The sequence below is a fragment of the Metabacillus sp. cB07 genome, from assembly GCF_016839225.1.
In the GTDB taxonomy this organism is placed as follows: Bacteria; Bacillota; Bacilli; order Bacillales; family Bacillaceae; genus Bacillus_P; species Bacillus_P indicus.
In genome coordinates, this window is record NZ_CP069296.1 from 1,123,843 (window position 1) to 1,146,743 (window position 22,901).

A 22,901-nucleotide genomic window follows, 5' to 3' on the forward strand; every position below is an offset into this window, starting at 1 on the left:
TTATGAAAAAATTGGATGTAAAGCTTGCATTGTTTATTGGAGTTATTTGTTTTGGAGCAGGTTTTTTGCTCCTGCCTTACCAATTAGAGACTTTAAAGTCAGCGCTTCCGCAAAACGAGTTTGAGAAGATGACAGCGGATATGCCGATGGTGATTACGTCTCTGGCTTTTTCCGCGCAGCTGTTTGTGATGAGTTTCCTGTTAGCCTGGGCAGGGTTTAATCTTGCACGCAAAATGGGTTTTTCGTTTGATATTCTGCAGTCCTTTTTTGAAAAAGGGCAAAAGAAATCGTTCGGGGGTAAACCTTTCTTGCTTGCAGTCCTTTTTGGAGTGATAACAGGATTTCTTATTGTTGCTTCGGATCGTTTTTATTTTGAAAACCGTATTCTTCAATTAAATGAGTTCAGTCCCGAATTTTCATGGCTTGGTTTGGCTGCGGGTGTAATAGGGGGAGGCGTTTTTGAAGAAACTCTACTTCGCCTGTTTTTTGTCTCCTTACTTGTATGGGGATTCCGCAAGATTCTAAAGACAGATAACAAGGCAGTTTATTGGGCGGCCATCCTCATAGCTGCTTTCGGATTTGCTGCGCTGCATTTGCCCTTTACATCCGTCGTGTTCGGAGAGCTAACAGGGTTAATCGTGTTCAGAAGCTTTTTGCTCAATAGCATCGGGGGAATTTTCTTCGGTTATCTCTATTGGAAAAAAGGATTCGAGTACGCAATCATTTCACATATGTTTGCTCATATTTCCATGCAGCTGCTGTTTATTCCACTATTCTACTAATGGGAGAAAAGGAGATTTACAAATATGATTAACGTCACGGGTGCATCAAAATCGTTCGGCAGTCACTCAGTGCTGAATGATGTGAATTTTAAAGCGGAAGAAGGCAGGATTATCGGGCTGCTCGGTCCGAACGGTGCTGGAAAGACGACATTTATCAGAATCCTGAACGGAGTCATCAAACCTGACAGCGGTGAAATCTCCATTTTTGGCCATGATCCTGTCACAAATGGAGATGAAATCAGGAAGCTGTCAGGTGTTGTGACAGAAAGTGCCGGCCTATATCACCAGTTAAGCGGACAGGAAAATCTCTCGTTTTTTGCTGACTTATACGGCGTAAAAGAAAAAGCGAGAACGGCAGAGCTTCTTGAGCTTTTTGATCTTGCCGAACATAAAGACAAACCGGCCGGAACCTACAGCACAGGCATGAAAAAACGCCTCGCACTGGCGAAAGCCCTCCTGCATAAACCAAAGCTTCTTTATTTAGATGAACCAACAAACGGATTGGATCCGGACGGCATTAAAATGGTCCTTTCCTATTTGAAAACATACAACAAAGAAACAGGCACAACCATCATCATCTGTTCCCATGTTCTCCATCAGCTGGAACCTGTGTGCGACTCTTTTGCGTTCCTTGAAAATCGGACGATTGTTGAACAGGGCACGGCATTAGAGCTAGCAGGTAAATACCTGAATGAGGTCAAAGTAAAAGTGGTAACGGAGAAGGCTATGATTCAAAGGGATGCAGCCAGTTTTCCTTTTGACCAGCTGAAACCGGGAGAAGCGGTGTTCACATTGCCTTCTAAAGAACACATTTCAGAACTGCTGAGGGAACTGTTAAAAAAGCATTCTATTTATTCAGCTGAGATGGTAAACAGCGGACTTGAGGCCATTTATTTTAAAGTAAGGGAGAAGCACAATGAACAGCACAATCATGAAGGCCATCATTAAAAAAGACCTGAGAGACATTATCCGCAGCAAGAATCTGTTTGCCGTACTGATCATTATCCCTGTTCTTTTTTCAAGCGTCATCCCTGCAGCCATTCTTTCTGCCGCTCTCTTTTTAGATCTTGAGGAACTTGCCGGGAGTGACGCGGAGAGGATGATCTCGAGCTTCATGACCCAGCTGAACCGGGAAAGCATTGCTTTTGAGACAGTTGAACAGCAGTTTGTCTTTTTATTTTTAAATTATATGCTTCCATCTCTTTTTCTTCTCGTTCCCATTATCACAGCAAGCGTAGTCGCTGCGAACAGCTTTGTTGGCGAAAAAGAGCGGAGAACACTTGAGAGTCTGCTGTTTTCGCCAGTGTCTGTCAAAACGCTGTTTGTGAGCAAGATCATTGGATCATTTCTGCCATCGCTGCTTGTATCGTTAGCTAGTTTTGTTCTAAGCGGGATTATTATCAACAGTCTCGGCTATCAGCTGTACGGACAAATGATATTCCCATCAGCCAACTGGCTTGTTCTTATTTTCTGGCTGTCTCCGATGGTGTCCCTGCTGACAGTCCTGCTGAACGTGCTGATCTCCTCACGGGTGAAGACGTATCAGGAAGCGCAAAACATCGGCGGGGTCATTGTCCTGCCGGTGGTGGCAATGATGGCCGGTCAGGCAAGCGGACTCTTTCTTGTTGGGGCTGGTGTTACGTTCATAATCGGGCTTGGCCTGCTCCTTGTTAATCTGCTTCTGGTAAGCAGAATGGCAAAGTTCAGCGACCGGTATATGCTGTTTGAGAAGCAGATTCATTGATGTTGTTGAAATTTTAAACGGAGCACTTTCTGACATAAGACTTGATGGCACTTGTTGGGAAGAATTGTGTCCTTCATGAAGTGTTCCAGGGCGTGAAGGACAGAAAACGGGAAGGAGTGTGTCCTTCGTGAAATGTTCCAAGGTATGAAGGTCACAAAACAGGAAGGATTGTGCCCTTCGTGAAGTATCCCAAGGCGTGAAGGTCACAAAACAGGAAGGATTGTGCCCTTCGTGAAGTGTCCCAAGGTATGAAGGTCACAGAGCAGGAAGGATTGTGCCCTTCGTGAAGTGTCCCAAGGCGTGAAGGTCACAAAACAGGAAGGATTGTGCCCTTCGTGAAGTGTCCCAAGGCGTGAAGGTCACAAAACAGGAAGAGTAGTGCCATCAAGTGGAAGAAATCCGGGGGTTGATGGCACTTATTCGTCAGAAAGGAACCATCAAGCGGAGAGATCTCATAGTTGATGGCACTTATCCGGCAGAACAGAACCCTCAAGCAGAGAAATCACAGAGTTGATGGCACTTATCCGGCAGAACAGAACCCTCAAGCAGAGAAATCACAGAGTTGATGGCACTTATCCGGGAGAATGGAACCCTCAAGCGGAGAAATCAAAGAGTTGATGGCACTTATCAGGGAGAATGGAACCCTCAAGCAGAGAAATCTTAGAGTTGATGGCACTATCAGGCAGAAAAGAACCCTCAAGACGGAGGAACTCCTGACTTGATGGCACTTATCCGCCAGAAAGGAACCCACAAGCAGAAAAATCTCAAAGCTAATAGCACTAATCAAACAAGGGAGAGCGAAGAAATGGATACAGCTATACTTGTACTTGATATTCAAAAGGGCTTTATCAGCCAAAAAGCTCGAATGCCCGCAGCAGCACATCAAATAGAACCGATGCTGGAGAATGTAAATGACATTGTGAAGAAAGCTGATCATAAAAAAATACCTGTAGTGTATATTGGCAATGAATATGAACCAAAACAATTCCTGGCCAATTTTTTAACGAAAAAATCAGCATTAAAAGGGAGCGAGGGTGCTGAGCTGGATGAGAGGCTTATGAGGGTGAATAATTGTTATTTTTCGAAAAACAAATCGAGTGCGCTAAGCAATCCGGAGCTTGTTGCCTATTTAACGGCTAACAGAATAAAACATTTAGTTATTGTTGGTTTGTTTGCAGAAGCCTGTGTAGCAGCAACTGCACTCGATTCCATCCGGAAGGGGTTCACTGCAGCAGTTGTAAAAGATGCAATAGCAAGCATGAGTGATGCAAGGAAAGAGAAGTCTTTAAAGTACATGCATTCAAAAGGGGCTGCAATCATTGATTCCTCTCAGTTATTCAAGAATACCTTCATGGAAAACTTGGGATAGTTCTTTAAAGTTTCTGTCAATCAAATCGTACCGGGCGAACTGGTCCTCAGACTGTATAACTATAAAACAACCCCCGCTGATAGAACAGCGGGGGTCTTTACATTAAATCTTTAGATCAATCTTTGCATTTTTCTTAAGTTCTTCCACTTTTTGAGCCAGAAGCTCCTGTTGTTTTTGCTGTTTGAGCGATTGCTCGATTTGCGGTTTTACTTCCTCAAGCTTAGGTACTTCCTGTTTAGCTGCTTTTCCTTGCTCTGCGTACTGGTCATACGTTTTTTGAATCTCTTCATCAGAGATTTCGCCTGCAGGCACTTCTTTTTCGATATACTGTCTGAATTTGATGTCATCAGCAATCTGAGACTCAAGAGTATTCATGTCCATGCCTGATTTTTTGAGTGCTGCTTCAAATTCTTTTTCTGTTTTGAATTGTTTTTTCGTTTCATCAAGCTGTTTTTTTACGTCTTCATCAGATGCTTTGTAGCCTTTTTTCTCGGCTTCCTGCATAAGAAGTGTTTGTCCTACTAAGCTGTCAAGCGTCTGCTTTTTCACTTGTTCGGCAGCTTCCTTAGACGTTGGATCCTGTCCCATTTGCTGCATTTGTCCTTGAGTTGCCTGAAGGACGCTGTTGTAGTCTTTTCCAAGAATCTTTTCATCATTAACGAGAGCGACCGTCTTCTTTTCATCCACTTGCTGTTTTTCTAATTTTTTCTGCATTTCTTCCATTTGCTTTTGCTGTTCCTTCTGCTGATCGGTTTCGGCTGTTTTTGCTTTATCTTCCGTTTTAGCCTCTTTGCTTTCTTCGTTGCCTCCGCATGCGGCTAAAACAACGGCCATCAGACCTGTTATGAGTGAAAACATTATTTTTTTCATCATCGATCTCCTTCCTTTAAGCTAGAAGTATAATTTTTTCTAAAAAAAATCATCTAGTGCGCATTATAAAGGAAATGAATTGAAAAAGAAACCTTATGGGGCAGTTGTAACGAGATGTAATAAGATTGAAACCTTTTTTACGGGCAATATGATGCCGGAAGATATGTTAGAATATGGGTATTGAAAAGGGGGAATCAATCATATGGGAAAAGTGGTCGGTTTTGAATTAAGCAGCCAACATCCGGAAAAAGCGGCAGCATTTTATGAAGCGGTATTCGGATGGGAATCATTGGAACCGGTTTGGGACTATAGAGAAGTAAAGACTGGACAGGGTGCAGCTGAAATTACCGGGGGAATCAGCAAAGGACCGGAGGATTTTCCTCATGGAACAAGAATTCAGATAGAGGTAGATTCAATTGATCAGACACTTGCTGATGCTAAAAGGAATGGAGCTGTTATCGTCAGAGAGAAGATGGAATTTGACGATTTTTATCTCGCGTATGCAACAGACCCTGCAGGTATCGGGTTTGGTCTAATAGAAAGAAAGAATTCTTTACATAAAGGAGATTGACCAATGGCTAAACTGCCTCCAAAACCATGCTCAGAATCACGCGTTTTTCAAACAAACCGCGTGCTGCCTCCGGATACAAACAATCATCAGACCCTGTTTGGAGGAAAGCTGATGGCCTATATTGATGTTGTAGCATCCATTTCAGCATCCAAGCACTGCCGAACAGAATGCGTCACAGCCTCAATGGATTCGGTTGATTTCCTGCACCCGATTCGTCCGGCAGATGCGGTCCATCTTGAATCATTTGTGACATTCACTGGAAGATCGTCGATGGAAGTGTTTGTAAAAGTGACGGCAGAGGATTTAAAAAGCGGGAAATCAAAGGTCGCAGCAACAAGCTTCATCACGTTCGTATCCCTTGATGAAAATGGCCGGCCAAAAGAAGTTCCAGCTGTCTTTCCGGAATCCGATGAGGAAAAATACTTATTCGCATCAGGTGATGAGCGCTCGCAGATCAGAAAATCGAGAAGAAAAGCGAGCATTGCCTTCTCTGAACAAATTAAACAATATTGAGGAATGATCATGTCCATCCTATACAGAAGCCTTCTTGAAGAAGATGTCAAACCGGGGCTGCTCGACCATTTTGTCCGTTATCAGAAAACGGAGCGGGTATGGTACGCAGAAAATGGCCAGTTCAGAGACAAGGAAGATTCCTTTACCGATGATTGGGACCGTGAAAAGAAGAATGAAGTCATTCAATCCCTCAAGCAATGCATGCAGGGTGGAGGCACTGTCATTGGCGCCTTCCTGGGAGAGCGCCTGATAGGTTTTGCCGCGGTTGAAGGAAAGAAGTTCGGGAGAAGCCTGCACTATCTTGAACTGTCATATATCCATGTCTCAAAAGAGACGCGGGGCAGAGGGACAGGTCTTGAGCTTTTTAAACTTGCCTGCACATATGCCAAACAAATGGGTGCTGAAAAACTGTACATTGGCGCGCATCCATCCGCGGAAACGCAGCATTTTTACCGGAAAGCAGGCTGCGTGCCTGCTAAAGAATTGAATCGGGAGATATACAGGCGCGAGCCGCTGGATCTCCAGCTTGAAGTGTCACTTGATCCTTTTTAAGGATCTTTTTTTTGTTCAAATTCTTAACACAATCTTCATTGACTTTTTTAACTCGGAACCATATAGTTAAATACGTTAAAAGTTAAATTGTTGAACTATTATTTTTGATAGAAGACGAACCTGATAAATAAGGAGGGACCTAGCATGTCATGCAGCAAGATAACGGAGCTTGTAGACCGGTACATAGCGGTTTCCTATTCTGTGACGAATATCGCGGAAACGCTTGTGAAAGAACAGATTGGCAGTGATCTGACGAATGATCAGCACTATATGCTGAGATACATGAGCGGGGCAAAGACCTGTACATCCACTGAACTGGCAGCTGCTTTTAATGTGAAAAAAAGTGCCATAACGGCCATCATTACACGTCTTCATGAAAAGGGACTGATTGAACGCGACCGTGATGAAAATGACCGCCGCGTCGTTTATTTAACGCTGTCTGATAAGGGACATGAGCTGTTTGAAAAAGCGGAAAACCGCATACATACGCTTGTGGAATCATTCATTAATAAATTTGATCCAGAAGAAATCACGCAGTTTATTGAAACCTATGAAAAGCTGAACAGACTTCTGATTGAAAACAAAGAAATGCATACGGGGGAATCTGAGTGAATACGATTATTAAACAAAAATGGCTTGTCCTGATCCTTTGGATTGCCGTGGTTGCCGGACTGCTGTTTACAGCTCCGAACATGGCGGACCTGGTCAGGGAGAAGGGGCAGATTGATGTTCCGGAAGGCTATTCATCATCCTACGCATCTGAAATTCTTGATGAGGTGCAAAAAGAAGAAGGCGGGGAAGATTCAAGCTCTGTGGCTCTTGTCTTTTACAGCGATAAAAAGCTGACGAAATCAGAGATTTCCGAAGCGGAAAAGGCCATCCGCACGCTTGAAAGAGAAGAAGATAAACTCGGTATAACCGAAATTCTCACCCATTTTAACGAAGAAAGCCTCAAAGAACAGCTTGTCTCAAAAGACGGGAAAGCAATTCTTGCATCTGTCAATGTCGCATGGAACGACCGCGAACCGGAAGAAGTGAGAGATGCTCTCTATGAAGCAATCAGCGATGTGAACGTTGATTATGACTATACCGGCAACTGGATGATCAATGAAGATTTGATCAAGAGCTCTGAAGAAGGGCTGAAAAAGACAGAGGGCATCACGGTGATCTTTATACTCGCAGTGCTACTTCTCGTCTTCAGATCCATCGTCGCGCCTATTATCCCGCTTCTTGCGGTAGGCTTTACTTATCTTGCTTCACAGTCTATCGTTTCGTTTTTAGTAGATTCATTGGATTTTCCTATTTCCAATTACACTCAAATATTCCTTGTAGCCGTTCTCTTTGGAATCGGAACAGACTACTGTATTTTGATTCTGAGCAGGTTTAAAGAAGAACTTGCCACAAGTGAGACGGTGACTGATGCCATTGTGGCAACGTATAAAAATGCGGGCCGGACGGTCTTTTTTAGCGGTGTTGCCGTTATGATTGGCTTTGCTGCCATCGGATTTTCACAGTTTAAACTCTATCAGTCTGCATCGGCGGTTGCAGTCGGTGTGGCTGTGCTGCTTATCGCGTTATTTACGATCGTGCCGTTTTTCATGGCCGTGCTTGGCGGGAAGATCTTCTGGCCGTCCAAAAGCAAAGCAGAACATGGTGAAAGCAGGCTTTGGAGCATCCTTGGAAGATTCTCGCTTGCCCGTCCGCTGCTCTCCCTGCTGATTGTTGCAGCCATCTGTGTTCCGTTTCTGACCGTTTATGACGGCGAACTGTCATTTGATTCTCTGGAAGAAATCAGCGGGGATGTATCCTCGATCAAGGCATTTAATGCCATCGCTGACAGCTTTGGCCCGGGTGAATCCATGCCCACACAAATCGTGATGCAAAATGATGAGGAAATGGATTCAGCAGAATATGCGGCATTGGCCGAAAAAATCAGCCAGGAGGTCGAAAAAGTCGACCTGGTTGATAATGTCCGGTCCGTTACCCGTCCGGCGGGAGAGCCGATTGAAGACTTCTTTGTTGCCAAACAGGCGGAAAACCTGAGTGATGGACTCGGTGACGGCAAAGAAGGAATTGACGAGATCAGCAAAGGATTGAACGAAGCGGGCAGCGAATTGTCCAAATCGCAGCCGCAGCTTAATGACGCAACAGAAGGAATTAACGGATTGATCTCGGGAACGTCTGAACTCCAGTCGGGCATTAATGAGGTTCAGTCAAATCTCGTAAAAATTGAAGACGGTATCCGTCAGGGCAGTGCCGGCTCGGCGCAAATTAAAGATGGGCTTCTGAAAACGAAGTCAGAGCTTGAAAAGCTTTCGGCTGGGTATGAAGAGCTTGAGGCAAATTATAAGTTATTTGGATCTGGACTCGGCGATCTTACTGCAGGTTATAAAGAATTGGAAGCTGGTCTTTCATCATTGAATCAAGCTTTCAACAATCTAAATAGTGATGATTTTTCTGCATTGGGTCAGGAGTATGCAAAGCAAGAAGGTAATTCCAAGAAAAGTTTAGAAAGCGACACTAGATACCAAACGCTTGTAGGAACAGTTGCGACAGCAAAAGAATCCCTCAACTTACTGTCTCCCGGTCTTAGTGAGCTGAACGGAAAGCTATCCGCGGTCTCAGCCGGCATGACCCAGGCAAATACAGGCTTCACCCAGGCAAACAACGGCCTTGCACAATTCCCTGGCGGCATCGACGCTCTTATTAAAGGTATTGATCAGCAGCTTGCGGGACTGAATCAGCTTGCTGACGGGCAGGGGCAGATTGCCGGAAATATGCCGAAGCTTGCAAACGGGCTTGGAGAAGTCAATTCCGGTCAAAAGCAGCTGCTTGACGGGTTTGGTGATCTTGGCGGCCAGCTGGGTCAGCTGACGGACGGCTTAAATCAGAGCGCCGACGGGCTTAACCAAGTATCAGACGGAATCGGCTCTGCTCAGGATTACTTGACCGGTCTTTCCAAGTCCTCGGACCAAAATGGATTCTATCTTCCTGAGGAGGTTCTTGACAGCAAGGAATTTGCACAGGCGCTTGATGCCTACATGTCTCAGGACCGGAAAACGATGACACTGGATGTTGTGTTTGAAGCAAGTCCGTATTCCAATGAAGCGATTGAACAAGTGCCGGAAATTAAAGAAGCTGTAAGCCGTGCTGTAAAGGATACAAAGCTTGAAAATGCTAATGTGGCAGTAGGCGGCATTACAAGCACAAACGCAGATTTGAGTTCTGTTTCTGCACAGGATTACTCGCGTACAGTTATTCTAATGCTCGTGGGCATTTCTATTATTCTCATATTCATGTTCCGCTCTCTGATTATGCCAATCTACATTATTGGTTCACTCGTATTGGCCTACTTTACATCCATGGCGATCAATGAAGTGATTTTTGTAGACATTCTTCAGTACACGGGCATAAGCTGGGCTGTTCCGTTTTTTGGATTTGTTATTCTTGTTGCGCTTGGCGTCGACTACAGTATTTTCCTGATGGACCGCTTTAATGAATACCGCGATCTGTCAGTAGGCGAAGCCATGCTGATGTCGATGAAAAAGATGGGGACAGTCATCATTTCAGCAGCCGTTATTCTCGGAGGCACGTTCGCTGCAATGATGCCTTCCGGAATGCTTTCTCTGCTGCAGATTGCGTCCATCATTTTAATCGGTTTGTTCTTATACGCACTTGTGATTCTGCCGCTGTTTATACCGGTTATGGTAAAAACATTCGGATCAGCGAACTGGTGGCCGTTTAAGAGAGTATCGAACGAATAACAACAGACGCAAAAAAGCTCCGGCTGTCAGGCCGGAGCTTTTACTATATTTAAATGTCAGAATGTCACTTCATCCTGATTTCTAACCACAAGCAGCGTTTTGCCTTTATCAAGCTCTTCTTCAAGCTTTTCGGCCATTTCAGTATCAAACCCGATTTCTTCCATTTTTACGACGAGTTTGTCATCTTTGCTTCTGAACACATTTTTGATGGCCGTTCCGACTCCGGTTACACCTACGCCGATTTTATTGGCGTCTGTTTCTTTGCGGTCGCGTCTGACGTGATCATTATCGTGTGAGAGTATGTAAATATCCTCGTCCCTGATGCCGTCATGGCGCAATCTGTCAATCGATTCCTTCAGCTGTTCATCATCGTGAAAAACTTTGAATTTCGGTTTCATCTTTATCGCCTCCATGGTAAAAAGGTACCCGCTCTATGAAAGATTGAAACAAGGAAACAAGTACTCGAAAAAAACAGGAGGAATTTGCTATAATAGATTGAATGTCAATCATACACGTGCTTGTTTAAACAGGCATTTTTATAAGAATGGAAAGAGAGTGAAAAAATTATGGGCCGTAAATGGAACAATATTAAAGAGAAAAAGGCGTCTAAAGATGCAAATACAAGCCGGATTTACGCAAAATTCGGCCGGGAGATTTATGTAGCTGCCAAGCAGGGCGAGCCAAATCCGGAATCAAACCAGGCACTCCGCATGGTTCTTGAACGTGCAAAAACATACAGCGTTCCAAAAAACATCGTTGACCGTGCGATTGAAAAAGCAAAAGGCGGCTCGGAGGAAAGCTATGATGAGCTGCGCTATGAAGGATTTGGACCAAACGGTTCGATGGTGATTGTTGACGCATTGACAAACAACGTCAACCGCACAGCGTCCGATGTCCGTGCTGCATTCGGCAAAAACGGAGGCAACATGGGGGTTAACGGATCTGTCGCATACATGTTTGATGCAACTGCCGTTATCGGTGTTGAAGGCAAGAACGAAGAGGAAGTTCTTGAACTTTTGATGGAAGCAGACCTTGATGTGCGGGATATTCTTGAAGAAGAAGATTCTGTCATTGTCTATGCTGAACCGGAGCAATTTCATGCCGTTCAGGAAGCATTTAAAAATGCCGGTATTACAGAATTTACAGTAGCTGAACTTACGATGCTTGCTCAAAATGACGTTGAGCTCCCTGAAGATGCACAGGCACAATTTGAAAAAATGATTGATGCGCTGGAAGATTTAGAGGATGTTCAGCAGGTCTATCATAATGTTGATCTAGGATAATAGAAAAAAACAGGCGGAGATCCGTCTGTTTTTTTCTATACCCGCAATAAAAAATGATAAAAAAGTGATCCATTTAAAAAATCCTGTCGTTTCCTGTACAAGAAGTTCAAAACGAACTTTAAAAAACGACTGGGAGCGTGTACTCATGAAAATCAGAAAATTATTAGCACCTGCATTAGGCTTATCCTTGCTTGTACCAGCTTTCGGAACAGCCGTTCAGGCTGAAGAAATGAAGCCGACAGTCAACACACCTGCGGCGCAGCTCAGAGCAGATCTTGACTATCTATTGTCAGAGCATTTTGTTTTAGCTGTAACAGCCATGACAAAATCCTATGATGGAGCAAAGGATGCTGAGGCAGTAAATAAAGCTCTAGATCAAAACGCAGCTGACATGACTCCTGCCATTGCTTCAGTGTACGGGGAAGAAGGAGCAGCAGAATTTGAACGGATTTTCCGTGAACACAATAATTACACAGCAGATCTTGTAAATGCCGCAAAAGAAAAAGATGAAAATGCCCGTGCAGAGGCAGAAAAAGAAGTGGCTGCATTCGTTGAAGAATTTTCAACTTTCCTAGGAACAGCAACAGAAGGGAAGCTTCCAAAAGAAGCAGCTGAAGAAGCAGTGAAAGTTCACGAAGCACAGGTACTTGAAGTTTTTGATAACTACGTAGAAGGCGACTACAAAGAAGCAAATGAAACCTTCCGTGAAGGATATAAACATATGTATGTGATCAGTGACGCATTAGCGGGGGCCATCACGACTCAAATGCCTGAAAAATTCGAAAATACAAAATCTGATACACCTGCAGCAGACCTTCGTTCAACGCTAAACAGCCTTGCAGCCGAACACTTTGCACTGGCAGCAACAGGCATGCAAAAAGGCTACGACCAAAAAGAGGATTATGATTTTGTCAGCTGGGCAGAGGATGCCAACACAGCAGACTTTAAAGCAGCCATCGGCTCTGTATATGGAGAAGAGGGTGCCGCACAGTTTGAAAAAGTATGGCAGGGCAATCACATCAGTGCACAGGCAGAAATTACAGCAGCCACTCTTGAAGGTGATGATGCGAAAATTTCAGAAGCAAAAGCAAAGCTTGATCAATTTGCAATGGACTTTGGCGCATTCCTTGGTGCTGCAACGGGTGAAAACCTTCCTGCCAAAGACGCCGAAGCTGCCATTAAGCAGCACGAAACTCTTGTAACACAAACGTTTGACCAGTATGTTGCCGGCGACTACGATGCAGCTTACCAGTCATTCCGCGAAGGGTACAAGTTCATGTTTGGTGTAGGCCAGACTCTTGGAAATGCCATCGTTACGCAAATGCCTGATAAGTTCGAAGCCTCAGCTATGCCTGAAGATATGCCGAAAACAGGACTAGGCGGGACAAGTGAAACATTGCCTGCTTCTGCGATCGTATTCAGCGGATTAGGCTCGCTCTTAGCATTAGCAGCTCTGGTACTTTTCAGAAGAAAAACGGCTGAACAGCGATAAAAGAAGTTCGGTTTTGAACACATGAAAGAGATAGGATCAGCTGCACGTGCACTGATCCTTCCCCTCTTTTTTATTAGGACAAATCGATGTTTAAAAACGGGGTGCATGGAACTATGAAAAAAATCATCTTACTCGGCATAAGCAGCGTCATTTGTTTTATCCTCGCTGGCTACAGCTACGGGCTTTTCCCGTCTCAATCATCCTCTACCGAAAAACCCCCTCAAAAAGAAGAGCAGACGGCTGTGCAGACTGAAAATGCTTCTGCCGGGTCTGGTCAATCACTGAATGAGTTTACATTATTAAAATCCGAAGTGAAAAAACTGGTCGAAGCCCAGAAGCGAGAATCTGCCCAGATGAAAGGCATTGTTCCTGCATCAGTCCAAATTCCTTCGATTAATGTGAATGCCACGATAGAACAGGTCGGGATTCTTGATAACGGTCAGATGGGAGTTCCTGAAGATATAAATAATGTCGGATGGTTTGAACCCGGAGTTAAGCCCGGCAGCAGAGGAAGTGCAGTTCTTGCAGGCCATGTTGACAGCAAAACGGGCCCTGCCGTCTTTTTTGATCTGAAAAAAGTAAAACAGGGTGACGAAATCATCGTAAAGGATCAAAACGGAACAGCGCTTACGTTTATCGTAAAAAAGCAGGAAAGCTACGGCCGTTCATCAGCTCCAATCGATGAAATTTTCCAGACGTCAGAAGGACAGAATTTAAATCTGATTACTTGCTCAGGAACGTTTGACCGCTCTGCAGGAACGCATGAGGAACGACTTGTCGTTTTTGCAGAATTAAAGAAGGAAAAGAAAACGGCAAAGGATGCTCCTCCCCCTGCCCCTGATACTGTAGAAGTAAACGGAACATTTGTGACGTGGCATGCTGTCCGTAAAGACACGGTTGCAGGCTACAGAGTATACAGAGGAGACAAGAATGGGGAGAATTTCGAGCGGGTTGCAAGCATTTCCGCTCTTGAAAGAAAGAGTTATACGGATGAAGCTGCAGCAGAGCATACTTATTATGTGACAACTGTCGATGCCTTTGGTCAGGAATCAGAGCCTTCTGAAACCGCCTCAGTAAAATAAAGTACTTCAGCCAGCCTGCAATTGAGGCTGGCTTTATTTGGGGAATGTTTGAAAAAATGAAACTTTTCACCTAATGAAACGTTACATATAATAGGTCTGTTTATTTACTGTCATCAACATGCAGTTCCAATCGACTTATGTAAGGAGCGTTTTTATGGCCAACACAGTCATACATGAAAAAACAAGCGTGAAAAGGAAACGGAAGAGGAAGGTTTTTCTCGGCGTACTGCTGCTTTTCGCCCTTTTGGCTTCTGGCACAGCCGTCTATCATTATACAAAACCTCTCCCGGCAGGCATCTCCCATGAAGGTGATATTCATGCAGGACAGGTGGAATTTCTGTACGATCTGACGTATGAAAACGGGAAAGAAGTGACTCATAATCAGGTCATTTTTGACAGGATTGAAGATACCATTGAAGAGGCTGATCAGTTTATCATGATGGATATGTTCTTGTTTAACGATGAATACGACCGTTCTGCAAGCTATCCAGCCTTATCCCGCAGCCTTAAAGACGCTTTGATTGAAAAGAAACAGAAAGATAAAGAAGTCAAGATAACGGTGATTACCGACCGCATTAATACTTTTTATGGATCATACCCGTCACGGATTGCAGAAGAGCTGAAAGATAACGGCATTGAAGTTGTCTTTACGGATTTAAAGCCACTCAGGGATTCGAATCCCTTTTTCTCCGGGGGCCACAGGACGTTTCTGCAGTGGTTTGGAACCGGAGGAAGCGGCTGGATTCCGAATGCGTTCAGTCCTGATTCTCCTGATGTTACACTAAGATCATATCTTGATTTATTAAATTTTAAAGCAAATCACAGGAAAGTCATTGTGTCTGAAAAAGAAGGAATCGTGACATCCGCCAATCCCCACGACGGCAGCTCGCTTCATTCAAATATAGCGTTTGCTGTAAAGGGAGAGATCCTGAGGGAACTCGTCGAAACGGAAAAAGCGGTCGCTTCCTTGTCGGGCACAGATGTGGAAATGGATGAGAGCGCTGTTGTATTTGCACAGGCAGAATCGGGCGATTATGATGTTCAGCTTTTAACCGAAGGGAAAATCAAGAAACACTTAGTAAACGAAATGAAGCAGACCGGAAAAGGCGAAAAGATTAAAATAGGGGCCTTTTATTTATCTGACCGCGATATCATTAAGGAGCTTCTAGCAGCTTCAGAAAGAGGAGCAGAGGTCAGACTGATACTTGATGCAAACAAAGACGCCTTCGGCCGGGAGAAGAACGGAGTTCCAAACAGGCCTGCTGCTCATGAGCTGGTTTCAAAATCTGATGGAAACATCCAGGTGCGGTGGTATAAAACAAACGGCGAACAGTATCATACAAAGCTGATGTTTTTTGAGGGGGAGGAAGAGGATACGGTCATTGGCGGATCCGCCAATTTCACGAAACGCAATCTCGGAGACTTTAACCTTGAGACAGACCTGAAAATTACCGGCCCTTCCAATACTGGAATGATGGCGGAAATGGAAGCGTATTTCGATCAGCTCTGGTCAAACCAGTCAGGAACATACACAGAGGATTATGAGGTATTTGCAGATGATTCACTCTTTTTGACATTCATGTACCGTTTTCAGGAATGGAGCGGGATTTCAAGTTTTTGATGGGAAACGGCAGCTTGGTGCTGCTGTTTTTTTGTACCTATAAAAGAGGCTTGGACAAAACATGTTATATCAATAAATTGAGGTTCAATAAAAAAACGGAAAATGACGTCACAAATGAGCATCCAATTCTGGTGAAAGTGTCGGCACTACTTCGAATGACGCCACAAACGAACATCCAATTAAGGTGAAAGTGGCAGCACTACGCCGAATGACGCAAGCCATCGAGTTGGGATTGGGGTCTTAACATAAAAAAACCGGACTAGCTATAACCCTAGTCCGGTTCTTGCAAAGTTGCCACCGTCCAGCTGCAGCGCCTAGATCCTCCGTCAGAACAAATCCGAGGGAAAAGTCAAGTTCGGACTTTTCCCTCGGATTCTTTTCTGCCTGTCGGATCTGAGCAAGGCGCTTCCGCTTTTGTTATTATGAATCCATCGATTTTCCCAGACTCTGCTTGCGCTCCTGCTCTGCAATCAATTCATCGTCTTCGGCATTGTCGCGTGTAACTTTCTGCGTTAGAATCGCTCCAACGGCAACGAGCATCATGACAGCGATGTAGTAGCCTTTTTCATTAAGCTGAAGGTTATCGGCATTGTACAGTCCGATACAAAACAGCGCGACTCCGGCAAAGAATGTAAAGTAAGCAAGGAATGTAAAGGCCGGTGTATTTCTTCTTCGGTATTTTTGCATGGCAGATCGCCTCCTTTTAATAGGTAATATGGCAGTAATGACTCTGATATCATACCATAATTTCCCTAAAGTGAAACGTGTTATTTGTCATATTTACAGTTTCATTGTGGAGGAGGTGAACCTATTTAACATTTATATTGAGAGGTCCTTTGATCCGCACGGGAGGTTCATTGACCGAGATCTCTGTCCGCTGCTGGCGTTTGGCTCCGAAGACAGCTCCGACCTGCTTGATGGATGATGTGACGTTGTGGAGCATTTCACCGACATCATGGGCAGATTCAAGGAGCGGATCGACATTACGGATTTTGCCTTTGACATCTGATGTTAATTGATTTGCTGTATGGATCAGCTGCTCGGCTTCCTCTGACAGCCCGTTTACTGCGTTTCTGACTTCTGCAAGCGTCTTGTTCGTCTCATCCAGCGTAACCATCCCTTTTTTTAACGTTCCGATCAGATGGACAGCAAGACAGATGAACGCACCCGAAGCGCCTGCAACACTTAATTTGATTAACATGTTTTCCCTCCTTTTTATATCAATCTATGTTTTCTTTTTTACGGAAATGCCTTTGGCGGACAACCGCCTAATTATTATAAAATTTAGATTAGTTGTTGACATCTTTGCCGGTTTCTTATAGAATAGCAGTATACAAATCGAATAAATGAACCTCCTAAAGGGGAGTAGCTTTTACAATAGAGTCGTCACTTCGAAGCAGCGATGCTTCCGGCCCTATTGGCAACCATGACGTTGTTAGCAAGACCTTTACCTATTACCGGTAAAGGTCTTTATTGTTTTCAGAACAAAAAACCTTTGCCGAACGCAGGCAAAGGTTTTTTTTATTCGAAATTTCTTAAATGAGGTGTGAGAACGAATGAAAAAGATCCGATGGTCCATTGAAAAATTAACCCGTGAAAACAAAGAGGAGCTTCTGAGAGACAAAAGCCGGCTTGAAAAAATTGAACAGCGCATTGATGACAAGTACACCAAAAAAATAGGAATGAAATAGGAGGAATGAAGATGATTCTAAGAAAATATATGTCTATTCTAGGTATTGGTTCTGCTCAAATTGATTTGATCTTAACTAAGGAAGAGTTTAATCCCGGTGAGTGTGTAAAAGGTTATTTTTTAATAAAAGGCGGTGTGATTGAGCAGCAGCTGAAGCGGATTGACTGTGACTTGGTTGCGGCCGATCTGTCTGCAGGCAGTGAGAATGTACTTGAAACGGCCAACATTCTAACTTCAAAGCAAATTCAGTCAGATGAACAGAACCGGATTGATTTCTTGTTCAGGCTTCCTCAAGATCTTACGGAATCAAATGAGGAGAGGTCGTACTTCTTTAATACGAGGCTTGTGTTTGATGAAGGTGTCATCAGCAAAGATCAAGACTTTATCACAGTTGTAAAGGGGGACTAACAGATGGAATTAACAATGCTGATGGAATATGGATGGGTACTGCTGCTTTTGATTGCGATTGAAGGGCTGCTTGCTGCAGATAATGCGCTTGTGCTTGCGATTATGGTCAAACACCTGCCGGAAGAGCAGCGGAAAAAGGCTCTTTTCTATGGACTCGCAGGTGCCTTTGTTTTCAGGTTCGGATCCTTGTTTGCAATCTCCTTCCTGGTGGATGTCTGGCAGGTTCAGGCAATCGGGGCACTTTACTTGCTGTTTATCGCAGCAAACCATATCTTAAGAAAGCTTGTTTTTAAAAAGCAGGAGAAAGATGAAGATCCAAATAAGAAAAAATCAGGATTCTGGGCTACTGTACTGAAGATCGAGCTTGCAGATATCGCATTTGCTGTAGATTCCATTTTGGCTGCTGTGGCACTCGCAGTCACGCTTCCAAATACGAACCTTCCTCCAATCGGAGGTCTTGATGGCGGAAAATTCCTCGTCATCTTTGCCGGGGGGATTATTGGCCTTGTCATTATGAGATTTGCGGCAAACTTCTTTGTCGACCTGCTTCATAAACGTCCTGGCCTTGAAATTGCAGCCTTCGGAATTGTCGGGTGGGTTGGAGTAAAACTATCCATCTACACCCTGTCGCATCCTGAACTCGCTGTGCTGCCTGAAGGATTTGCAAAATCACCCGAGTGGAAAATCACATTCTATGCTGTACTCGTCGGAATTGCAGCAGCGGGCTGGTTCTTGTCAAAAGAGAAAAAAGAAGAACCTTCTGAAGTCAGTCAATAGGTTTGAAAAGCATCCATTTCAGTATGGATGCTTTTTTGCGTTTTCTTTAGAAAATCTTTACCTTTTTCCAAAATTTATCATGTATAGTGGAGGGAGATTACATATGAGAAACGGATGGTCATGATGAAAAAAATAATCAAGTACAGTTTGATCGGTTTGCTTCTTTCAGGATTAATCTACACAGCATTTCTGCATTACAGCATTCATACAGCAGCCTCCGGGCAGCCGGAAGATGGAGCGGATTACATCATTATCCTCGGTGCAAAAGTAAATGGGACGGTGCCTTCTCTCGCTTTGCAGTACCGGGCGGATACAGCAGCTGCGTATATGAAGAAGAATCCGGAGACCATTGCCGTCGCATCGGGAGGTCAGGGGCCGGGGGAAGAGATAACAGAAGCTGAGGCAATCAGCAGGATCTTGCGCGGGCATGGTATTGATGAAAAGAGAATTATAAAAGAATCTGTTTCAACGAGCACGATAGAGAACCTGTCTTTTTCAAAGAAAGTACTGCCTGAAAATGCCAAACAGGGACTGATTGCCACAAATGACTTTCATATTTACCGCTCATTGCTTGCAGCAGAACAGCTTGGCCTTGATGTGGAGGGGCTGCCGGCCAAAACTCCGGGTGTCGCCGTTTTGAAATCTTTCTCAAGAGAGTACTTAGCGATAACAAATTACTATGTAAGGGGACGCTATGAGGCAAAATAAAAAGAACCATCTTTTCCGCCGTCCCGGGAATGGTTCTTATGTTTTTCTCTATAAAGCTGTTCTTTTTTCGTTTTCGTCCGTTTTGTGCTCAAATCCTGCAGAGCAAATGGACTTCTGCTGCTTTCGGGATTCCGTTTTCCTTCGCGGACCATTTTCAGACGCTGTTTTTTTGCTTTAGATAAACTCATGGCATTCACACTCCTGCTATTATTTCTATCAGTATACGGTGTAACAAGTCAATTTGTACAGATGGATTAAACGCTTCTATGTATTTTTTTCCAGCAGGTTTCTTTTCGCTAGCCAATGGGAAATGTATAGTCAGATAACAACGACTGACGTGAGGGAGAGATAGATATGGAGTATTCTGCAAAGGCAGAAGCTAAGGCAAAGGCGAATGATGCGGGCGAAGAAACAAAGCCCTGGATCAGGCGGTTCGGACGATTTGGCTATATGGCAAAAGGACTCGTCTATTTTCTTATCGGCGTTCTTGCGCTGCTTGCAGCTCTTGGACTGGGAGGGAAAATGACCGGAACGAGCGGCATGTTTGAAACCGTGGCAGGAAAGCCTTTCGGAGAGATTTTGCTGTGGGTGATCGGCATCGGACTGATTGGTTATGTCTTATGGGAACTTATAAAAGCTTTTCTTGATCCGGAGAGAAAAGGAAAAAAGACAAAAGGCATCCTGGTGAGAACCGGCTATGCAGTTAGTGCAGTCGTCTATGGAGCCATCGCTTATAAAGCAATAACAATTGCAATGCACGCAAGCTCAGGCGGAGGCGGATCTGAAAAAACAATCTCAGCCAAGCTGCTCCAGCAGCCCTTTGGCCAATGGATCATTGGACTGGTTGGAGCCATCATTATCGGATATGGTCTGTATGAACTCTATAACGGCTATACTGAACGATTCATGAACAAGTTCAGAGTAAGCGAAATGAATGAACACGAACGCAAGGTTGCAAGAAAGTCTGGAAAATCAGGCTTAATTGCAAGGGGAATCGTGCTTGCGATGATCGGGTATTTCTTTATTCAAACAGCCATTACAGCAAACCCGGAGCAGTCTAAAGGAATTGACGGCGCCTTGGCTGAGCTGGCCTCTAAACCATACGGCGGGTGGATGCTGGGCCTTGCTGCTGCAGGTCTGATGCTTTACGGCATTTATGAGATGATCCGCGGCCGGTATGAGCATATGAGCTTTGGGCGTTAGAAAAAAGGAGAGAGCTCTCCTTTTTTTTGTGCGGAAAAACCGTGAATGTCCCCTGATAAACTGGATAAATACACAATCAAATCACCTTTATGCGGAATAGGTTGCCATAAGGGAGTGATTTGGGTGTCTAAAAAAAATAATCATGACACAAAGGTAAAAGTGAAAGTGATTTTTCTGGATGAAAGTGAAACCGATTCACTTAGCGGAGAACTGGCAGAAGGAAATCTTTCGGATAGTCTTGAAGGCGAGTCAGCAGTAATGGAATTTACGCAAAGTTTGGCTGGTGTAATAGGAGAGGCTGTGGAAGAATCTGTCGAAGCGGCAACAAAACATGTTTCCTGTGAAAATAATAATAAGAAGTACTTTAAGGAAAAATACAAGCACAAATATAAGAGAAAGTACAAAAAGTGCTGTAAAAAACAGAACATTTCTATTGCCTATGGATCTCTTTACAATTTTGAACTTGGCAGTTTTGCGTTGGATGGAGATCCTGTCAATTTCACAATTGCAGGACCGCTTCGCCATGTAGGTGGAATTCTTGCTGATAATAGCCTGAAAATAAAAAAATCAGGTGTTTACGAAATCAATTTCCTGGCAGATGTCATGGCAAATCCAGTAATTGCTAACTTTGCGTTCTTTAGAAATAACACAATGATTGACTTGTCCAGGTTTTCACTAATGGTGACAGACACAATCCAAACAACAATCGGAAAAACAGTGCACTTGGAACTGGAAAGCGATGATGAAATTACTGTCAGAACGCTGGATTTAACTTCTCCAAACGTAGAATACGTAACACCTGCAGTCCAGATTCTAAATGCAGCGCTGACGGTCAAACTGCTCGATCAACGGTAAATCTGGTCTCCGTCATCTCATATTTTCCAAAAAACAAGGCACCTTAAGAATGTCTTGTTTTTTTATGTTCCTGAAAAAAATTAGAGAGGAGGTCTGGTCATGTTCACTTTTTTTAAGAAAAAGCCGCCGCAGAGAACGTCATCTGGCCAAAAACAGGACAGCAGCATGGAAGGCCTGCTGAAAAAGTGCAAGCTTTCTTCAGATTTCACCTCGTACCGCTATTCAGAGGAATGCCCTTACTATATTCATTACTATAAGACGCTTGTTGATGGAAAAGTGCTGCATGATCACGTTCTTCCTCATATTATCGAAGGGGAAAAAGGCGCAACGCTGTTTGATTTGCAAAAAACGGTTCCAATTGATGATTCAGAGATTATAAATGATGCAGAAAAAGCTCAAAGCAAGCTTTTGGCTGGGAATATCGGCATTCAATGTACGTCAAACATGAATGAACTGCTATTAATTCCTGCGATTACCCTTGAGAAAAGGGCAGTCAGTCTGCCTGAAGTGGAATACAGTGTTGTCGGCCCTAAAGAAGCGTTTGTAGAGTCCCTTGATGCCAATTTAAATCTGATTCGAAAGCGGCTTCCAATCCCCGAATTAATTGCTGAAGAAATTAAGGTGGGGAGACTTTCAAAAACGAGAGTGGCTGTTCTTTACATAAAAGATATTGCGGATGAGACAAACGTTCAGACCATAGTCCAGAGAATCAGTGATATTGACTATGACAATATACTGGACAGCTCGGTTATTGCCCAGATTATTTCAGATAACCATCATTCTGTCTTTCCGCAGCTGATTGATACGGAAAGGCCTGACCGGGTGGCAGGTGTTCTCACTGAGGGGAAAATTACGATCCTTGTCGACGGGTCTCCGCATGCGCTGACAGGTCCGACAACGCTGATTGAATTTTTCTCGGCATTTGAGGACTATTTCTTATCCTATCCGATTGCTTCTGTCTTCAGGCTGGTGCGGCTGTTTGCCGTTTTTTTCTCGGTTATTTCAACAGCCATGTATGTTGGTGTGCTGACCTATCACTATGAAATGATTCCGCAAAATCTGCTGAATCCACTTGTCGCTTCAAGAAGCGGCGTGCCGTTTCCACCTATTTGGGAAGCCATTATTCTTGAACTGACCATTGAGCTGCTGAGGGAAGCGGGAGCAAGGCTGCCGACGAAAATCGGCCAGACCATCGGTATCGTAGGCGGGATCGTTATTGGTACTGCAGCTGTTCAGGCAGGTCTGACAAGCAATGTGCTGCTCATTATTGTTGCGCTTGCCGCGCTTGCCTCCTTTACCACACCTGTTTATCAAATGGGCAACGTCATCCGTTTGATCCGTTTTCCATTCATCTTTTCAGCGCAGCTGTTTGGCCTGATGGGAATCGCCTTTTGCTTCGCCTATTTTCTGGGCCACCTGCTGAAGCTTTCTTCTCTTGGGCGTCCTTACCTTGCACCTGTTTATCCGCTCAGAATGAAGGATTTGAAAGATTCCCTCTTCAGGCTGCCGATTTATATGCAGACTACAAGGCCGCTGCAGATGAGGACAGCTTCACCTGTGCGGTTTGAAACGAAAAAACATAAGGAAAAAAAGCCCGACATTGAAGATTAAGGAGGT

Annotated in this window: 25 protein-coding genes; 20 read left to right on the forward strand and 5 right to left on the reverse strand. The window is 44.1% G+C overall.

Features of this window, described 5'->3' with window-relative positions; genetic code table 11:
- Positions 1–2 precede the first annotated feature (2 nt).
- The 4 genes from JOJ89_RS05635 to JOJ89_RS05650 all read left to right on the forward strand — a co-directional run bounded on the left by JOJ89_RS05635 (position 3) and on the right by JOJ89_RS05650 (position 3,895).
- Positions 3–782: a CPBP family intramembrane glutamic endopeptidase gene (locus JOJ89_RS05635; protein WP_203289799.1), complete on the forward strand. Its 780-nt coding sequence runs from the start codon at positions 3–5 to the stop codon at positions 780–782.
- Between the two features lie 24 nt (positions 783–806).
- Positions 807–1,730 carry an ABC transporter ATP-binding protein gene (locus JOJ89_RS05640; RefSeq protein ID WP_203289800.1) on the forward strand — a complete coding sequence of 308 codons (924 nt, stop codon included), beginning with the start codon at positions 807–809 and terminating at the stop codon, positions 1,728–1,730.
- Positions 1,699–2,526 carry an ABC transporter permease subunit gene (locus tag JOJ89_RS05645; RefSeq protein WP_029565208.1) on the forward strand — a complete coding sequence of 276 codons (828 nt, stop codon included), beginning with the start codon at positions 1,699–1,701 and terminating at the stop codon, positions 2,524–2,526. Before JOJ89_RS05640 ends, JOJ89_RS05645 begins: the two co-directional genes overlap by 32 nt.
- A 721-nt stretch (positions 2,527–3,247) precedes the next feature.
- Positions 3,248–3,895, forward strand: a complete 648-nt coding sequence (locus tag JOJ89_RS05650) for a cysteine hydrolase family protein (RefSeq protein WP_242524699.1) — start codon at positions 3,248–3,250, stop codon at positions 3,893–3,895.
- A gap of 102 nt (positions 3,896–3,997) precedes the next feature.
- On the opposite strand, the gene JOJ89_RS05655 is transcribed toward JOJ89_RS05650, so the two are convergent.
- Entirely contained in the window at positions 3,998–4,765 is a 768-nt protein-coding gene (locus tag JOJ89_RS05655; RefSeq protein ID WP_203290264.1) for a SurA N-terminal domain-containing protein, read from the reverse strand.
- A gap of 202 nt (positions 4,766–4,967) precedes the next feature.
- Here JOJ89_RS05655 and JOJ89_RS05660 point away from each other — a divergent pair, with 202 nt between their 5' ends.
- The 5 genes from JOJ89_RS05660 to JOJ89_RS05680 all read left to right on the forward strand — a co-directional run bounded on the left by JOJ89_RS05660 (position 4,968) and on the right by JOJ89_RS05680 (position 10,165).
- Positions 4,968–5,336 (forward strand): VOC family protein, encoded by a 369-nt coding sequence (locus tag JOJ89_RS05660; RefSeq protein WP_203289802.1) that lies wholly within the window; start codon positions 4,968–4,970, stop codon positions 5,334–5,336.
- A gap of 3 nt (positions 5,337–5,339) precedes the next feature.
- Entirely contained in the window at positions 5,340–5,849 is a 510-nt protein-coding gene (locus JOJ89_RS05665) for an acyl-CoA thioesterase (RefSeq protein WP_203289803.1), read from the forward strand.
- Positions 5,850–5,858: 9 nt separating this feature from the next.
- The gene (locus JOJ89_RS05670) at positions 5,859–6,401 is read left to right on the forward strand and encodes a GNAT family N-acetyltransferase (protein WP_203289804.1); all 543 of its coding nucleotides are present in this window, start codon (positions 5,859–5,861) and stop codon (positions 6,399–6,401) included.
- A gap of 144 nt (positions 6,402–6,545) precedes the next feature.
- A complete protein-coding gene (locus JOJ89_RS05675) occupies positions 6,546–7,013 on the forward strand; it encodes a MarR family winged helix-turn-helix transcriptional regulator (RefSeq protein WP_203289805.1) in 468 nt (155 codons plus the stop codon).
- Positions 7,010–10,165, forward strand: a complete 3,156-nt coding sequence (locus JOJ89_RS05680) for an MMPL family transporter (protein WP_203289806.1) — start codon at positions 7,010–7,012, stop codon at positions 10,163–10,165. The genes JOJ89_RS05675 and JOJ89_RS05680 overlap by 4 nt, the downstream gene beginning before the upstream one ends.
- A 56-nt stretch (positions 10,166–10,221) precedes the next feature.
- Here JOJ89_RS05680 and JOJ89_RS05685 read toward each other — a convergent pair whose 3' ends face one another.
- Positions 10,222–10,563: a YflT domain-containing protein gene (locus JOJ89_RS05685; RefSeq protein WP_029282390.1), complete on the reverse strand. Its 342-nt coding sequence runs from the start codon at positions 10,561–10,563 to the stop codon at positions 10,222–10,224.
- A gap of 168 nt (positions 10,564–10,731) precedes the next feature.
- Here JOJ89_RS05685 and JOJ89_RS05690 point away from each other — a divergent pair, with 168 nt between their 5' ends.
- The 4 genes from JOJ89_RS05690 to JOJ89_RS05705 all read left to right on the forward strand — a co-directional run bounded on the left by JOJ89_RS05690 (position 10,732) and on the right by JOJ89_RS05705 (position 15,643).
- Entirely contained in the window at positions 10,732–11,448 is a 717-nt protein-coding gene (locus tag JOJ89_RS05690; protein WP_203289807.1) for a YebC/PmpR family DNA-binding transcriptional regulator, read from the forward strand.
- Between the two features lie 145 nt (positions 11,449–11,593).
- The gene (locus JOJ89_RS05695; RefSeq protein WP_203289808.1) at positions 11,594–12,940 is read left to right on the forward strand and encodes a copper amine oxidase; all 1,347 of its coding nucleotides are present in this window, start codon (positions 11,594–11,596) and stop codon (positions 12,938–12,940) included.
- A 113-nt stretch (positions 12,941–13,053) separates the two neighbouring features.
- Complete coding sequence (locus tag JOJ89_RS05700) at positions 13,054–14,022, forward strand: class F sortase (protein WP_203289809.1); 969 nt, start codon at positions 13,054–13,056, stop codon at positions 14,020–14,022.
- A 154-nt stretch (positions 14,023–14,176) separates the two neighbouring features.
- Positions 14,177–15,643 carry a phospholipase D family protein gene (locus JOJ89_RS05705; protein ID WP_203289810.1) on the forward strand — a complete coding sequence of 489 codons (1,467 nt, stop codon included), beginning with the start codon at positions 14,177–14,179 and terminating at the stop codon, positions 15,641–15,643.
- A 420-nt stretch (positions 15,644–16,063) separates the two neighbouring features.
- Here JOJ89_RS05705 and JOJ89_RS05710 read toward each other — a convergent pair whose 3' ends face one another.
- Together JOJ89_RS05710 and JOJ89_RS05715 are read right to left on the reverse strand one after the other, a co-directional pair.
- Entirely contained in the window at positions 16,064–16,330 is a 267-nt protein-coding gene (locus JOJ89_RS05710) for a YiaA/YiaB family inner membrane protein (RefSeq protein WP_029282377.1), read from the reverse strand.
- Between the two features lie 121 nt (positions 16,331–16,451).
- A complete protein-coding gene (locus JOJ89_RS05715) occupies positions 16,452–16,844 on the reverse strand; it encodes a DUF948 domain-containing protein (protein WP_051826979.1) in 393 nt (130 codons plus the stop codon).
- Between the two features lie 355 nt (positions 16,845–17,199).
- On the opposite strand from JOJ89_RS05715, the gene JOJ89_RS05720 reads away from it, so the two are divergent.
- The 4 genes from JOJ89_RS05720 to JOJ89_RS05735 all read left to right on the forward strand — a co-directional run bounded on the left by JOJ89_RS05720 (position 17,200) and on the right by JOJ89_RS05735 (position 19,226).
- Positions 17,200–17,334 carry an FbpB family small basic protein gene (locus tag JOJ89_RS05720; protein WP_203289811.1) on the forward strand — a complete coding sequence of 45 codons (135 nt, stop codon included), beginning with the start codon at positions 17,200–17,202 and terminating at the stop codon, positions 17,332–17,334.
- 11 nt (positions 17,335–17,345) lie between these two features.
- Positions 17,346–17,741 carry a sporulation protein gene (locus JOJ89_RS05725; protein WP_203289812.1) on the forward strand — a complete coding sequence of 132 codons (396 nt, stop codon included), beginning with the start codon at positions 17,346–17,348 and terminating at the stop codon, positions 17,739–17,741.
- Between the two features lie 3 nt (positions 17,742–17,744).
- A complete protein-coding gene (locus tag JOJ89_RS05730) occupies positions 17,745–18,518 on the forward strand; it encodes a TerC family protein (protein WP_203289813.1) in 774 nt (257 codons plus the stop codon).
- 120 nt (positions 18,519–18,638) lie between these two features.
- The gene (locus tag JOJ89_RS05735; protein WP_203289814.1) at positions 18,639–19,226 is read left to right on the forward strand and encodes a YdcF family protein; all 588 of its coding nucleotides are present in this window, start codon (positions 18,639–18,641) and stop codon (positions 19,224–19,226) included.
- Here the strand turns inward: JOJ89_RS05735 and JOJ89_RS05740 are convergent.
- Positions 19,211–19,414 (reverse strand): hypothetical protein, encoded by a 204-nt coding sequence (locus tag JOJ89_RS05740; protein WP_203289815.1) that lies wholly within the window; start codon positions 19,412–19,414, stop codon positions 19,211–19,213. The genes JOJ89_RS05735 and JOJ89_RS05740 overlap by 16 nt on opposite strands.
- A 166-nt stretch (positions 19,415–19,580) precedes the next feature.
- On the opposite strand from JOJ89_RS05740, the gene JOJ89_RS05745 reads away from it, so the two are divergent.
- From JOJ89_RS05745 to JOJ89_RS05755, 3 genes are all read left to right on the forward strand, one after another.
- Positions 19,581–20,429, forward strand: coding sequence for a DUF1206 domain-containing protein (locus tag JOJ89_RS05745; protein WP_203289816.1), 849 nt, complete (start codon positions 19,581–19,583; stop codon positions 20,427–20,429).
- Between the two features lie 123 nt (positions 20,430–20,552).
- Entirely contained in the window at positions 20,553–21,284 is a 732-nt protein-coding gene (locus JOJ89_RS05750) for a hypothetical protein (protein ID WP_203289817.1), read from the forward strand.
- A 99-nt stretch (positions 21,285–21,383) separates the two neighbouring features.
- Complete coding sequence (locus JOJ89_RS05755) at positions 21,384–22,895, forward strand: spore germination protein (RefSeq protein ID WP_203289818.1); 1,512 nt, start codon at positions 21,384–21,386, stop codon at positions 22,893–22,895.
- The last annotated feature ends 6 nt before the right edge of the window (positions 22,896–22,901 follow it).